Origin of the sequence: Pseudomonas aphyarum, assembly GCF_028657055.1 — a bacterium.
Taxonomy (GTDB): Bacteria; Pseudomonadota; Gammaproteobacteria; order Pseudomonadales; family Pseudomonadaceae; genus Aquipseudomonas; species Aquipseudomonas aphyarum.
The window spans coordinates 115,194-129,972 of the sequence record NZ_JAMDGS010000022.1; the positions used below are offsets into that span (position 1 = coordinate 115,194).

Here is a 14,779-nt window from a genome sequence, read left to right on the forward strand (position 1 = left end):
CCATGCAAGGCGCACAGCTCAGACATCAGCCACCCGCACCCGGCCGCAAGCCGGTGCCGCGGGGTGCCAGCCGAATGGTGGCCAAAGAGCCGATGTCCGCGCGCCTGCCAAAAGCCAACTTCGGCTTTTTGAAAGGTCTGTTCTGGCCGGTGCTGCTGGTGGCCCTGGGGTTCGGCACTTACGAAGGCGCACAGCGTTTGCTGCCGTACGCCGACCGGCCGATCACCAAGATCGCGGTGCAGGGCGACCTGAGTTACATCAGCCAGCAAGCAGTGCAGCAGCGGATCGCCCCGTACGTGGCGTCGAGCTTCTTCACCATCGACCTGGCGAGCATGCGCACCGAGCTGGAACAGATGCCATGGATCGCCCACGCCGAAGTACGTCGGGTGTGGCCGGACCAGGTGGTGATCCGCCTCGAAGAGCAACTGCCGGTGGCCCGCTGGGGCGACGAGTCGTTGCTCAACAACCAGGGCCAGGCGTTCACGCCCAAGGAACTGGCGAACTACGAACACCTGCCGCAGCTGTTCGGTCCTCAGCGGGCCCAGCAGCAAGTGATGCAGCAATACCAGGTGCTGAGCCAGATGCTCCGGCCATTGGGCTTCTCGATTGCGCGGCTCGAGCTGCGTGAACGCGGCAGCTGGTTCCTGACCACCGGTGCCGGCAGTTCCGGCCCCGGGATCGAGCTGCTGCTGGGACGCGGCAACCTGGTGGAAAAGATGCGCCGCTTCATTGCCATCTATGACAAGACGCTCAAAGAACAGATTACGAACATTGCGCGCATCGATCTGCGCTACGCCAACGGCCTTGCTGTTGGCTGGCGGGAACCAGTAGCGCCGACGACAGCCCAACCCGCTGTCGCAAAGAATTAAGAAGAGGCAGGACCCATGGCAAACGTGCAAAGCGGCAAAATGATCGTCGGTCTCGATATCGGCACCTCCAAGGTGGTGGCGCTGGTCGGCGAGGTTGCGGACGACGGCACGCTCGATATCGTCGGGATCGGCACTCATCCGTCCCGCGGCCTGAAAAAAGGCGTGGTGGTCAACATCGAGTCCACCGTGCAGTCGATCCAGCGCGCGATCGAGGAAGCCCAGTTGATGGCGGGCTGCCGCATTCACTCGGCGTTCGTCGGCGTGGCGGGCAATCACATCCGCAGCCTGAACTCCCACGGCATCGTCGCGATCCGTGATCGCGAAGTCAGCGCGGCGGACCTGGAGCGCGTACTCGACGCCGCCCAGGCCGTGGCGATCCCGGCCGACCAGCGTGTGCTGCACACCCTGCCGCAGGATTACGTGATCGATAACCAGGAAGGCGTGCGCGAGCCGCTGGGCATGTCCGGCGTACGTCTGGAAGCCAAGGTTCACGTGGTCACCTGCGCCGTCAACGCCGCACAGAACATTGAAAAATGCGTGCGCCGCTGCGGTCTGGAAATCGACGACATCATTCTCGAGCAACTGGCTTCGGCCTACTCGGTCCTGACCGACGACGAAAAAGAGCTGGGCGTGTGCCTGGTCGACATCGGCGGCGGCACCACCGACATCGCGATCTTCACCGAAGGCGCGATCCGCCACACGGCCGTGATCCCGATCGCGGGCGATCAGGTGACCAACGACATCGCCATGGCGTTGCGCACCCCGACCCAGTACGCCGAAGAGATCAAGATCCGCTACGCCTGCGCCCTGGCCAAACTGGCCGGTGCCGGCGAGACCATCAAGGTGCCGAGCGTCGGCGACCGTCCGCCGCGCGAACTGTCGCGTCAGGCCCTGGCCGAAGTGGTCGAGCCGCGTTACGACGAACTGTTCACCCTGATCCAGGCCGAGCTGCGTCGCAGCGGCTACGAAGACCTGATCCCGGCCGGCATCGTGCTGACCGGTGGTACGTCGAAGATGGAAGGCGCCACGGAACTTGCCGAAGAAATCTTCCACATGCCGGTCCGCCTGGGCGTGCCGCATGGCGTGAAAGGTCTGGATGACGTGGTACGCAACCCGATTTATTCCACTGGCGTTGGCTTGTTGATGTACGGCCTGCAGAAGCAGTCCGACGGGATCTCGTTCTCGGGCATCGGCAGCCGCGACAGCTACAGCAACGATGAGCCGCAGGCGCCGTTGCTGGACCGTTTGAAGAAGTGGGTTCAAGGCAACTTCTAACGCTTTACCGCAGCACCGCAACAAACAGCAGTAGGCGAAAAAACTAGAGAATGTAAGGAGAGGGAAAATGTTCGAACTCGTAGACAACATCCCCGCAAGCCCGGTAATCAAAGTTATCGGTGTTGGCGGTGGCGGCGGCAACGCTGTCAACCACATGGTCAAGAGCAACATCGAAGGCGTGGAATTCATCTGCGCCAACACCGATGCTCAAGCGCTGAAAAACATCGGCGCGCGCACCATTCTGCAACTGGGCACCGGCGTGACCAAAGGCCTGGGCGCCGGCGCCAACCCTGAAGTCGGCCGTCAGGCTGCGCTGGAAGATCGCGAGCGCATCGCTGAAGTGCTGGCCGGCACCAACATGGTGTTCATCACCACCGGCATGGGCGGCGGTACCGGTACCGGTGCTGCGCCGATCATCGCCGAAGTGGCCAAGGAAATGGGCATCCTGACCGTTGCGGTCGTGACCCGTCCGTTCCCGTTCGAAGGCCGCAAGCGTATGCAGATCGCCGACGAAGGCATCCGCATGCTCTCGGAAAGCGTCGACTCGCTGATCACCATTCCGAACGAAAAACTGCTGACCATCCTCGGTAAAGACGCCAGCCTGCTGTCGGCTTTCGCCAAGGCTGACGATGTACTGGCCGGTGCCGTTCGCGGTATCTCCGACATCATCAAGCGTCCGGGCATGATCAACGTCGACTTCGCCGACGTACGCACCGTGATGAGCGAAATGGGCATGGCGATGATGGGCACTGGCTGCGCCAGCGGTCCGAACCGTGCACGTGAAGCGACCGAAGCGGCCATCCGCAACCCGCTGCTGGAAGACGTGAACCTGCAAGGCGCACGCGGCATCCTGGTGAACATCACTGCCGGTCCTGACCTGTCCCTGGGTGAGTACTCCGACGTGGGTTCGATCATCGAAGCCTTCGCTTCCGAGCACGCGATGGTCAAGGTCGGTACCGTAATCGATCCGGACATGCGTGACGAACTGCACGTGACCGTGGTTGCCACCGGTCTGGGCGCGAAAATCGAAAAGCCTGTGAAGGTCATCGACAACACCGTTCACACCTCGATGGCGGCTGCCCAAGTGCAGCAACCGGCACCCGCTCGTCAGGAACAGCCCGCGGTGAACTACCGTGACCTGGACCGTCCGACCGTCATGCGCAACCAGGCTCAGGCCGGTGCTGCGACTGCCGCGAAGATGAATCCGCAAGATGACCTGGACTACCTGGACATCCCGGCTTTCCTGCGTCGTCAGGCCGATTGATGAAATGTATCAGGGGTATTCAGGTGATTGGTGTTCAGCAAAGGCTCGGTCTGCTATCATCGCCAGCCTTTGTTGATACCAGTTCGCAATTTGCGCTGAAGCGGCCCATGCCATGATTAAACAACGCACACTGAAAAATATTATCCGTGCCACCGGTGTAGGTCTGCACTCCGGGGAGAAGGTTTACCTGACCCTCAAGCCTGCACCTGTCGACACCGGGATCGTCTTTCGTCGTGCCGATCTCGATCCGGTTGTCGAGATACCGGCTCGCGCGGCCAACGTCGGCGAGACAACCATGTCGACGACGCTGGTCAACGGTGACGTGAAGGTAGACACGGTGGAGCACCTGCTCTCGGCCATGGCTGGCCTGGGCATCGATAACGCCTACGTCGAGCTCTCCGCGTCTGAAGTCCCGATCATGGATGGCAGCGCAGGACCTTTCGTATTCCTGATTCAATCGGCTGGCCTGGAAGAACAGGACGCCGCCAAGAAATTCATCCGCATCCTGCGTGAAGTGACAGTGGAAGACGGCGACAAGCGCGCCACTTTCGTCCCTTTCGAAGGGTTCAAGGTGAGCTTCGAGATCGATTTCGATCACCCGGTTTTCCGGGACCGCACCCAAAGTGCAAGCGTGGATTTTTCCAGCACTTCGTTCGTAAAAGAAGTCAGCCGCGCCCGTACTTTCGGTTTCATGAGTGACATCGAGTACCTGCGCAAGCACAACCTCGCACTCGGCGGCAGCGTGGAAAACGCGATCGTGGTCGATGCCGATGGCGTACTGAACGAAGACGGTCTTCGCTATGAAGACGAATTCGTGAAGCACAAGATCCTCGATGCAATTGGCGACCTGTACCTGCTGGGCAACAGCCTGATTGGTGAGTTCAAGGGCTTCAAGTCCGGCCACGCACTGAACAACCAGCTGCTGCGCAAGTTGATTGAGCAGAAAGATGCCTGGGAAGTCGTGACGTTCGAAGACGCCAGCACTGCACCAATCTCTTACATGCGCCCGGTTGCGGCGGTGTAAGTAAAAAACCTCTCTAGTTTTTTGAAGGCCACCTTTGGGTGGCCTTTTTTTATGCCTGTTCTCAGGCCACGACGACCCGGTTTCGCCCACCTTCCTTGGCCTGATACAACGCCCTGTCCGCCGCGAACAACAGCTGCTCCAGGCTGATCTCGCTCGTCGCCGTCCAGGTGCTGATGCCGATGCTCACGGTCATCGGTGACTGGTCTTCATTGACGCTTGGCAGTTGTTCCACTGCTGCGCGAATGTGCTCGGCGATCTGCTGCGCCCCGACGCTGTCGGTCTCCGCGAGGATCACCGAAAACTCCTCACCACCATAACGCGCCACCAGATCCGCCGGACGCCGCACGTTGGCGGTAATCACCCTCGCCAGCTCACGCAACGCCTGATCCCCGCCCTGATGCCCGTGGCGATCGTTGAAGGCCTTGAAGTGGTCGGCGTCGATCATCAGCAATGACAGCGGCTTGCCCGAACGCTGAGCGCGGAACCACTCGTGGCGCAGCGACTGATCGAGCATCCGTCGGTTGGCGACCCCGGTCAGGGCATCGGTCGCCGCGAGCTGCGCAAGTTCGCGCTCGGCCCGCTGGCGCAGGCGCAGCTCCCGGGCCAACAGCCAGGTCAGCCACAGCAGGCCGGCACACAGCACACCGGTGGCGCCACTGATCAGGATCGCCGTGCGTCGCCACGCGCCAAACACTTCCTCGCTGGACAGGGCAACGATCACCGTCAGCGGCAGATTGCCAACCCGCGAATAGGTGTACAGCCGTTGCTGATAATCCATGCTCGAAATGCTGTTGAAACTGCCATTGCCGTTGCTGTCGCGCAGGATCCGCACCACATTGGGCCGGGCGGCAAAGCTCTTGCCGATCGAATCGCTCTGCAGATAAGGCTTCTGTGCCAGCAGGATGCCGTCGTTGTTGATGATGTTGAGGGTGCTGTCGATGCCGATGTCGAGGCTGTTGAACAGTTGATCGAAGTAATCGAGTTTCATCGACGCCACGGCCACGCCCAGAAACTCGCCGGTGTCCGAAGAGATGCGCCGGCTGAAACTGATCCGCCACTGGTTCGCGTCATCGCAGTCGCAGCGGGGTTTGAACGGACGGCTGATGAACATGCCGGTGTCGCGGTTGAAGGCGTGGGCGAGGAAGTAGTCGCGGTCGGCGAAATTGCCTGGCAGCGGATCGACCCGCGAGGAGTCGGCAATCACGTCGCCATACTTGTCGAGCAACAGGATGTCGCCCTTGAAACGCGCGGTGGTAGAACGATCGAATAGCGCCAGATGGCGGATCTGCGGAGACACGTCTTTCAGGTCGGCACGCTGGGCGGCGGCGATCAGCCCTTGCAGCGTCAGATCATACAGCTCGACGGTACGCAGCACGTCGGCGTCGATCAACTGGGCGATGGTGGTGGCGCCGCGGGTGGCCGATTCCTGAGCGTTGGCGTGTTCGCGGATCAGCAGGAACGTGACGATGCACACAATCGCGATCACGCTCAGCAGGCTGCCGAGGATCAGCAGCAGCTCGGAGCGTCCGGTCGTGCCGGGAACGGTAGGGGTGCGGCTCGCGATCATGGTTCGGTTTCGGTAAGGGATTCTTGTAAGCGTAGTTGTACCCGCTTCGCTGCCACAGGCAAGAAAAAGGCCAGCACATCAGGCTGGCCTTTTACTGTAGCGCCGATCTTAGAAGACGTTGATCGGGTAGTCGATGATCACACGGTATTCATCTGTGTCCGTATCCAGCGCGCCGTAACCGTTGCCGCCACGGTTGGTCGCCCATTGCAGACGCACCGCCAGGTCTTTGGCCTGGCCGCTCTGCACCACGTACTTGAGGTCGATGTCGCGCTCCCAATGCTTGGCGTTGCGGCCTTCGGCGCTGTACCACGAGGCGTAACCCTTGCTGTCCGGATCGGCCTTGGTCAGATCCAGCGTGCCGCGCGAGTAGGACACCGCCGAGGTCAGGCCCGGCAGGCCGACGCCGGCGAAGTCGTAGGCGTACTTGAGTTTCCACGAGCGTTCGTTCGGGCCGTTGAAGTCCGAGTACTGCTGCGAGTTGTCGAGGTAAACGCTGTCACCCTGGCTGATGTAATCGAACGGCGTGTTGCCGTTGACCCGCTGATACGCGGCGGTGACACTGTGGCTGCCGATGCCGACGGTGAAATGCAGGCTGTAGGTGTTGTTGTCGATGTTGCCCAGCAGCGCGTCGCCAGTGTCCTGCGTGTGATAGAAGTGCAGGCCCGGGTTGAGGGTTACCCGATCGTTCAGCGCCCAGGTGTAGTCGAGGTCGTAGTAGTACTGGTTCCAGATGTCCTTCAGTTCGGAGGCATACAGGCTGCTGGTCAGGCCTTCGATGCCGCTCCAGGCCACGCCGGCCCAGTTCAGGTGCTGACTCTTGTCGCCGTCGGCGAGGGTGCCGTAAGAGGTGCCGATGCGTTTGTGGCCGCTCTGGTTGTAGGGCTTGGTGAAACTGGCCTGGCCGCCTTCGATCATCCAGCCGTCGAAACTGTGGTTGGTCAGGCTGAGGCCGCGAAAGGTCTGCGGCAGCATGCGCGTTTCGCCACCGGCGATCACCGGGTTGGCGAGGAACAGGTCGCCGGCCTTCAGCTCGGTATCGAACGCACGCATTTTCAGGGTGCCGCCCGCCGTGGAGAACGAGCCCGGCGCTTTGCCGCTGCCGTCACTGACCGGCAGGATGCTGGAGTTGTCGGTGCCGCCACCGCCGTCGAGTTTCAGACCGAGCATGGCGTGGGCATCAATGCCGAAACCGACCGTGCCTTCGGTGTAGCCCGACTCGAATTTGCCGAGGAAACCCTGGCCCCACTCGATGTTGTCATCCGTCTGCTGCAGACGGTTGCGGTTCATGTAGTAGTTGCGGGCGTTGAGGTTGAGGCTCGAGCCTTCGACGAAACCTTGTTTCTCGGCTTCGGCAGAGTGGGCGGCGGGGGCAATCGTTGCGGCAATTGCAATGAACAGCGGGGTGAAGCGAACTGGGTAACGCACGTGCGGTAAAGCTCCTTGGGGTCAACTGACACTTCAATGTCTTGAGGTGCGGGATGTTTCTAATTGTTAAAGACGAACCGGACAGCTTACAGACCACAACGAAAAAAGGCCGCTGAAAATCAGCGGCCTGCAAGGACGACGGTTGAACGGGAAGAGCCAAACAACCGCGTCGAGGGAAACGTTGCGCGGTGCGCGACTCAGCTGTCTTTCTCTGAAGCTTGAGTCCGGGAAGTTGCGGCCTGAGGGGCTTGCGTGGCGTCTTGAGCCTTGGCCATCACTTCTGCCTGATGCTGTTCGAATGCCTGGGCGCGAGCGGAATTCTGCGCTACGAACGACTGCGATTCTTCAGCCATCGCCATTGGCGACAGGATCAATGAGGACAAAACGAAAGCGCTGGCAATACCCATACTGTTGGACATCTTGAAAACCTTCTTGCTTGGCAAGTGCTGTTTGGTGCGGGCAAAGATAAGGTTGCCGGGCGTTGGGAAACAGCGTGATTTTCATAAATGACTGTTGCGTATCGGGTAAGAGTCGGGATTTGCGGTGTAGCTAAGGGCCTACCCCCTCACCCCAACCCTCTCCCCCAAGGGGGCGAGGGGGAAGGGGAGCCGATCTCCATGCTTTTCAACGCCTGAGTTCGGCTCGGTAATTCAGGTCGATGTAATTCGAAACAACAACTCGGTCAGTCCCCTCTCCCTCCGGGAGAGGGTTAGGGTGAGGGGCTTTTCAGACCGGGAGGTGGATCCCGAAAGTGTTCATCCCGCGATCACTGCGTACAAACACATCGCCGCCATGCATCAGTGCAATCGCCTTGACGATCGCCAGCCCCAACCCGTGGTTGTTGCCGCTGTTGCTGCGCGAAGCATCGACCCGGTAGAAGCGCTCGAACAAGCGCGGCAAATGCTCGCTGGCAATCGGCGAACCGGGGTTGGCCACGCCGATGCTGACTTGATGTTCCTCGACCGCAATCTGCACTTCGATCACCTGTCCGGGCGCAGTGTGTTGCACCGCGTTGCTCAGCAGATTGATCAGTGCCCGGCGCAGATGAGCGATCTCGATCTGCACCTGCGCATCGCCGCTTACCCGAACCTGGACTTGCGCATCTTCGAGGATGAAATCGAGGTATTCGAGGGTGGTTGCCACTTCATCGGCCAGCGAGGTCGAGGTCAGTTTGGTGGCCTTGCTGCCCTGATCGGCGCTGGCCAGGAACAGCATGTCGTTGATGATCGAGCGCAGGCGTTCCAGTTCTTCGAGGTTGGATTGCAGCACTTCGAAATAGTGCTCGGCAGAGCGCCCGCGAGTCAGTGCGACCTGGGTCTGGCCGATCAGGTTGGTCAACGGCGAGCGCAGCTCATGGGCGACGTCGGCGTTGAAGGATTCCAGGCGCGAATAGGCCTGCTCGACTCGCTCCAGTGTCGAATTGAACGAGTCGACAAACTGCTCGAGCTCCGGCGGCAACGGCGACAGACGCAGGCGCCCGGCCCGCAACGGCGGCGCCAGACGCTGGGCTTCGTGGGACAGTTTGATCAGCGGCTTGAGGCCGATCCGCGCCACCCAGTAACCCAATGCCGAGGCCAGCAGCACGCCGATCACCGCCAGACTGACCAGCGCGATCAGCAACTGATGCTGGGTCTGGTGAAAGGTTTCGGTGTCGATGCCAATCATGAAGCGCAGCGGCGGGCGCTGATCCTTGGCCGGCAGTTCGGTGAGCAGCACTTTCAGCGGATAGGGATGATCGGGCAGTTGCAGGTCGCGCATGCCTAAGGGGCCTTGGGCAAACGCGCGGATCAAGGCATCTGGCTCGCCAAACTCGTAGCCCGGATTGCCGCTGACCACCCAGAAACGGATGCGCTTGTCTTCTTCACCGAGCAGCTTGAGCTTGGCGTTGATCTTCACCCAATGCTCCGGCGTGCCATAGCGATTGAGCGCGGATTCGAGCACGCTGTAACGCGCATCGAGTTCCGCTTCCGGCAACAGGCCGAGGCCTTTGTCCACTTGTTGATACAGCGCGCCGCCGATCAACAGGAACACCAGCAGCGCAACCAGCGTGAACATCCCGCTCAGGCGCAGGGCGATGGAATTACTGGACACCACGGCTCTCCAGCACATAACCCATGCCCCGGATGGTGTGCAGCAGTTTCTCGTCGAACGGCCCGTCGAGCTTGGCCCGCAGACGCTTGATCGCGACTTCGACCACGTTGGCGTCGCTGTCGAAATTGATGTCCCAGACCATCTCGGCAATCGCGGTTTTCGAGAGGATTTCGCCCTGACGCCGGGCCAGCACGCTGAGCAGCGAAAACTCCTTCGCCGTCAGATCCAGACGGGTGCCGGCGCGGGTGGCCTTGCGGCTGATCAGATCGATCCACAGATCGGCGATGCTCACTTGCACCGGTTCGTGGCCGCCACTGCGCCGGGTCAGCGCTTGCAGGCGCGCCACCAGTTCGAGGAAGGAAAACGGTTTGCCGAGGTAATCGTCGGCGCCGTCGCGCAGCCCCCGGATCCGGTCTTCGACCCGCTCGCGGGCGGTGAGCATGATCACCGGCGTCTGCTTGCGCGCACGCAATGCGCGCAATACGCCGAAGCCGTCGAGGCCCGGCAGCATCACGTCGAGGACGATCACCGCGTAGTCGCTTTCCAGCGCCAGGTGCAGGCCCTCGACGCCGTCGCGAGCCAGATCCACGGTGTAACCCTGTTCCGTCAGGCCGCGGTGCAGGTAGTCCGCGGTTTTCTCTTCGTCTTCGATAATCAGAACGCGCATGACCCGCCTCAGTCTGTCGTTGCCAGCGCCGCGATGGGCGCAGGTTTGGGCTTGTGGAACAGCCGCTCAAGCCACAAGTATATGACCGGCGTGGTGAACAGCGTCAGCATCTGGCTGACCAGCAGGCCACCCACGACCGCGATCCCCAGTGGCTGGCGCAGTTCGGCGCCGGTGCCGTAGCCGAGCATCAGCGGCAGGGCGCCGAGCAGCGCGGCGAGGGTGGTCATGATGATCGGCCGGAACCGCGTGATACACGCCTCGAAGATTGCGTCCTGCGGCGACAGCCCGCGATGACGCTGCGCTTCCAGGGCGAAGTCGATCATCAGGATGCCGTTCTTCTTCACGATACCGATCAGCAGCACCAGCCCGATCAGCGCCATGATCGAAAAGTCCTGCCCGCAGATCCACAGCATGATCACCGCACCCAGACCCGCCGCCGGCAAGGTCGAAATGATCGTCAGCGGATGGACGAAGCTCTCGTAGAGCACGCCAAGGATGATGTACACCGCCACCAGCGCCGCGAGAATCAGCCACGGCTGACTTTTCAGCGAGCTCTGGAACGCCTGGGCCGCGCCCTGGAAGTTGCCGCTGATGGCGGTCGGCATGCCGATCTCGGCCTTGGCCTGATTCAGCAGAATCACCGCGTCGCCCAGTGCCACACCGGGCGCCAGGTTGAACGACAGGTTGGCGGCCGGGAACATGCCGTCGTGGGCGATGGACAGCGGGCCGATGGTCGGCGCGTCGAATCGGGCCAGCGCCGACAACGGCACCATTTCTCCGCTCAGCGGTGAGCGCAGGTAGAAATAGTTGAGGCTTTCGGCCTTGCCGCGCTGTTTGGTGTCCAGCTCCAGGATCACGTTGTACTGGTTGACCTGGGTCTGGAATTCGTTGATCTGCCGCTGGCCGAAGGCGTCGTACAGCGCCTCGTCGACATCACTCGCGGTCAGGCCGAAACGCGCAGCGGCGCTGCGGTCGATGCTGATGTGAGTGATGCTGCCGCCCAGTTGCAGGTCGTTGGAGATATCACGGAACGCCGGGATGCTGCGCAGTTTCTCGGTGAGTTTCTGGGTCCAGGTGGCGAGGGTCGGCCCGTCGTTGCTCTTGAGCACGTATTGATACTGCGCACGGCTCGGGCCGGAGCTGAGGTTGATGTCCTGGCCGGCGCGCAGATAAAGCACGATGCCCGGGACTTTCATCAGTTGCGGACGAATGCGGTCGATGAACTGGCTGGCCGAGACATCGCGGTCACCGCGTTTTTTCAGGGCGATCCAGAAGCGGCCGTTGGCGATGGTCTGGTTGCTGCCGGATACGCCGACCGAATGGGAAAACGCTTGGACAGCCGGGTCGGCGGCGACGATTTCGGCCATTGCCAGGTGTTTTTTCACCATGTCGCTGTAGGAAATATCGGCGGCGGCTTCGGTGGTGCCAAGGACGAATCCGGTGTCCTGAACCGGGAAGAAACCCTTGGGGATAAACACGTAGCCGCCAATCGCCAGTGCGACGGAAATGCCGAACACGCCGATCATCAGTTTCTGATGGGCGAGGGCGCGGCGCAGGCCTTTTTCGTACCAGCCGAGCAGGCGTTCGCTGAAGCCCGGTTTGTCATGGGCGTGATGCACCGGTTTGCGCATGAACAGCGCTGCCAGCGTTGGCGCCAACGTCAGCGACACCACCACGGAAATCATGATGGTCGAGGTGGCCGTCAGGGCGAATTCCTTGAACAAACGCCCGACCACGCCGCCCATGAACAGCAGCGGAATGAATGCCGCCACCAGCGAGAAACTGATCGAGACCACGGTGAAACCGATCTCGCCGGCGCCCTTGATCGCGGCGTCGCGCATGCTGTCGCCGGCCTCAAGATGTCGGTGAATGTTTTCCACCACCACGATCGCATCGTCGACCACGAAACCTACCGCCACGACGATGGCCACCAGCGTCAGGTTATTCAGGCTGAAGCCGAGTAAATACATCAAGGCGAAACTGGCGGTCAGCGACACGCCGAGCACCGCCGAAACAATCATCGTCGCTGACAACTGGCGCAGGAACAGCGCCATCACCGCCACCACCAGCAAGATCGCGATCAGCAGGGTGATTTCCACTTCATGCAGCGAGGCGCGGATGGTCTGGGTGCGGTCGATCAGGGTTTTGACCTGCACCGAGGCCGGCAGCATGGCTTCGAGGCCGGGCAGGGCGGCCTGAATCCGGTCAACGGTTTCGACGATGTTGGCGCCAGGCTGGCGGGAGATCACCAGGTTCACGCCCGGCCGATCGCCGGCCCAGGCCTGCACGTAGGCATCTTCCGAACCGTTGACGACTTTGGCGACATCCTTCAGGTGAACCGGGGCGCCATCCTTGTAGGAAACGATGAGCTGGCTGTATTCCTCGGGGTGGAACAACTGGTCGTTGGTCGACAGCGTGGAAATGCTCGACTCGCCGTACAAAGCACCCTTGGCGAGGTTGAGACTGGTCTGCTGGATCGCCACACGAATGTCGGCAAGGGTCAGGCCGATGGCCGCCAGTTTGTCCGCCGAAGCCTGAACGCGGATTGCCGGACGTTGCTGACCGGTGATGTTGATCTGGCCTACGCCGTCGATCTGACTGATCTGACGCGCGAGCAGGGTTTCCACCAGATCGCTGAGCTCGGTGCCGGGCATTTGCGTGGAGCTGACGCTGAGGATCAGCACCGGGCTGTCGGCCGGGTTGACCTTCTTCCAGGTCGGCAGGGTCGGCATGTCTTTCGGCAGTTTGCCGGCGGCGGTGTTGATCGCGGCCTGCACTTCCTGGGCGGCGGTGTCGATGCTCTTGTCGAGGGTGAATTGCAGGGTCAGCAGGCTGGAGCCCAGCGCACTGCTGGAGGTCATCTGGGTCATGCCGGGGATGGCGCTGAATTGCACCTCCAGCGGCGTGGCCACGGACGAAGCCATGGTGTCCGGGCTGGCGCCGGGTAACTGTGCTGAGACTTGAATCGTAGGAAATTCCGCTTCCGGCAGTGGGGCAATCGGCAGGCGCGGGAAGGCGATCACTCCGACCAGCACCAGCGCGATGGTCAGCAGAATCGTCGCTACCGGGTGATCGATGCACCAGGTCGAAACGCCTTTGTGCTGCTTCATGGCTTGGGCTCCGCTTGCACCACCTGCGGCGGTTCGCTCATGACCTGCACGGTCGAACCGGGCTTGAGCCGCGACTGGCCGTCACTGACCAATACGTCGCCGGGTTTCACGCCCTTGATGATGTCTTGGCCGCTGCCCTGATAAACCATCTGCACCTGCACCGCTTCAACCTTGTCGCCGTTGACCCGGTACACGAAGTGTTGATCGAGACCGCGTTGTACGACGGTGGGCGGAACCACCAGCGCATCTTTATCCAGCGCCGTCTGAATCTTTACCGTCACCAGCAGGCCGGGCCAGAGCTTCTGGTTCGGGTTGTCGAACTCGGCCTTGGCGCGGATGGTGCCGGTGTTGGCGTTGATCTGGTTGTCGATCAGGGTCAGGTGACCTTCGCCCAGCAGGTTGCCGGTTTCGCCGTCGGTGTCGGCGCCGATGTAGGCCTTGACCTGTGCGCGCTGCGGATCGCTGATCAGGCCTTGCAGGGTCGGCAGCATTTGCTGGGGCAGGGAAAACTCGACGGCGATCGGGTCGATCTGGGTCACGGTAAACAGACCCTGGGTGTCGGTCATGCGCAGGAAGTTGCCTTCGTCGACCGTGCGAATCCCGACGCGGCCGGTGACCGGGGAGCGAATCTGGGTGTAGGAAAGTTGTACCTGGGCCGCGTCAATCGAAGCCTGATTGCCCTGGGCGGTGGCCTTGAGCTGGTTGACCAGTGCCTGTTGCTGGTCGTAGGTCTGCTTGGAGACGCCGTCGTCGACGCTGAGCAGTTTGTAGCGCTTGAGGTTGACCAGCGCCACTTGCAGTTGTGCCTGGCTTTCGCCCAGTTGCGCCCGGGCCTGATCGAGGCTGGCGCGGATCGAGCGGTCGTCGATGGTGGCGAGCAGGTCGCCTTGTTTCACTAACTGACCTTCCTTCACCAGGAGCTTGGTGAGGATGCCGTCGATCTGTGGGCGTACCACGACGCTGTGCAGCGAGAGGACCGAGCCGATGCCGCTGGTGTAGCGGGGGACGTCTTTTTCGCTGACGGCGACGACCCTGACCGGGATGGCGGTGGGGGCTGCGAGTTTGGCCGGGGCCGGTTTCAGGGTGAACCACAGGGCCCCGGCTGCGACGGCGATCAGCAGGATAGCGAGCAGGGCTTTTTTCTTCTGGGTTTGCATGCTTTTGGGGCGCCAGGGGGACGGGGTTTGGGCAGGTTTTGTCTTTATAAACTTGTTTGGGGGTCAGGAGGGTGACGGCTAGCTGTCGCGGCTGTCAGTTTTCTTGTGTGTATATCCGTTGCTGCGGTAACGGCCGCTTATGGTTCCGCCCTTACGGCGGGTCACTTTGGCAAACGCCCCAAAGTAACCAAAGGTCTGGGCCCCTGCGTTCGGCGCCTCGCTGTGGCTCGGCGTTCCTTCGTTCCGGGATTCATCCGGGGGCATCGCCTACGGTTTGCTTCGCTGCACCTCCTCTCGATGCATGCGGCTTCGCCGCACGGTCGCTACGCT

At 61.6% G+C, this 14,779-nt stretch carries 11 protein-coding genes; 4 read left to right on the forward strand and 7 right to left on the reverse strand.

Annotated features, from left to right (window positions below; translation table 11 throughout):
* Window positions 1-2: 2 nt before the first annotated feature.
* From M5G18_RS28435 to lpxC, 4 genes are all read left to right on the forward strand, one after another.
* Window positions 3-869 (forward strand): cell division protein FtsQ/DivIB, encoded by an 867-nt coding sequence (locus M5G18_RS28435; RefSeq protein ID WP_007956757.1) that lies wholly within the window; start codon window positions 3-5, stop codon window positions 867-869.
* 15 nt (window positions 870-884) lie between these two features.
* Window positions 885-2,144, forward strand: coding sequence for a cell division protein FtsA (ftsA, locus tag M5G18_RS28440; RefSeq protein WP_127799830.1), 1,260 nt, complete (start codon window positions 885-887; stop codon window positions 2,142-2,144).
* A 67-nt stretch (window positions 2,145-2,211) separates the two neighbouring features.
* Window positions 2,212-3,408, forward strand: a complete 1,197-nt coding sequence (gene ftsZ / locus M5G18_RS28445; protein WP_007956754.1) for a cell division protein FtsZ — start codon at window positions 2,212-2,214, stop codon at window positions 3,406-3,408.
* Between the two features lie 112 nt (window positions 3,409-3,520).
* Window positions 3,521-4,432 (forward strand): UDP-3-O-acyl-N-acetylglucosamine deacetylase, encoded by a 912-nt coding sequence (gene lpxC / locus M5G18_RS28450; RefSeq protein ID WP_007956752.1) that lies wholly within the window; start codon window positions 3,521-3,523, stop codon window positions 4,430-4,432.
* 61 nt (window positions 4,433-4,493) lie between these two features.
* On the opposite strand, the gene M5G18_RS28455 is transcribed toward lpxC, so the two are convergent.
* The 7 genes from M5G18_RS28455 to M5G18_RS28485 form a co-directional block, all read right to left on the reverse strand.
* Window positions 4,494-5,999, reverse strand: a complete 1,506-nt coding sequence (locus M5G18_RS28455; RefSeq protein ID WP_273898742.1) for a sensor domain-containing diguanylate cyclase — start codon at window positions 5,997-5,999, stop codon at window positions 4,494-4,496.
* A 108-nt stretch (window positions 6,000-6,107) separates the two neighbouring features.
* On the reverse strand, window positions 6,108-7,424 hold the full coding sequence (locus M5G18_RS28460; RefSeq protein WP_273898743.1) for an OprD family porin: 1,317 nt from the start codon (window positions 7,422-7,424) through the stop codon (window positions 6,108-6,110).
* A 197-nt stretch (window positions 7,425-7,621) separates the two neighbouring features.
* On the reverse strand, window positions 7,622-7,843 hold the full coding sequence (locus tag M5G18_RS28465; protein ID WP_273898744.1) for a hypothetical protein: 222 nt from the start codon (window positions 7,841-7,843) through the stop codon (window positions 7,622-7,624).
* Between the two features lie 307 nt (window positions 7,844-8,150).
* Window positions 8,151-9,515, reverse strand: a complete 1,365-nt coding sequence (locus M5G18_RS28470) for a heavy metal sensor histidine kinase (protein WP_102687556.1) — start codon at window positions 9,513-9,515, stop codon at window positions 8,151-8,153.
* Window positions 9,505-10,182, reverse strand: a complete 678-nt coding sequence (locus M5G18_RS28475; protein WP_003228008.1) for a heavy metal response regulator transcription factor — start codon at window positions 10,180-10,182, stop codon at window positions 9,505-9,507. Before M5G18_RS28475 ends, M5G18_RS28470 begins: the two co-directional genes overlap by 11 nt.
* Before the next feature lie 8 nt (window positions 10,183-10,190).
* The gene (locus tag M5G18_RS28480; protein ID WP_127799820.1) at window positions 10,191-13,292 is read right to left on the reverse strand and encodes a multidrug efflux RND transporter permease subunit; all 3,102 of its coding nucleotides are present in this window, start codon (window positions 13,290-13,292) and stop codon (window positions 10,191-10,193) included.
* Window positions 13,289-14,449 carry an efflux RND transporter periplasmic adaptor subunit gene (locus M5G18_RS28485; RefSeq protein WP_085606909.1) on the reverse strand — a complete coding sequence of 387 codons (1,161 nt, stop codon included), beginning with the start codon at window positions 14,447-14,449 and terminating at the stop codon, window positions 13,289-13,291. The genes M5G18_RS28480 and M5G18_RS28485 overlap by 4 nt, the downstream gene beginning before the upstream one ends.
* Window positions 14,450-14,779: the final 330 nt, after the last annotated feature.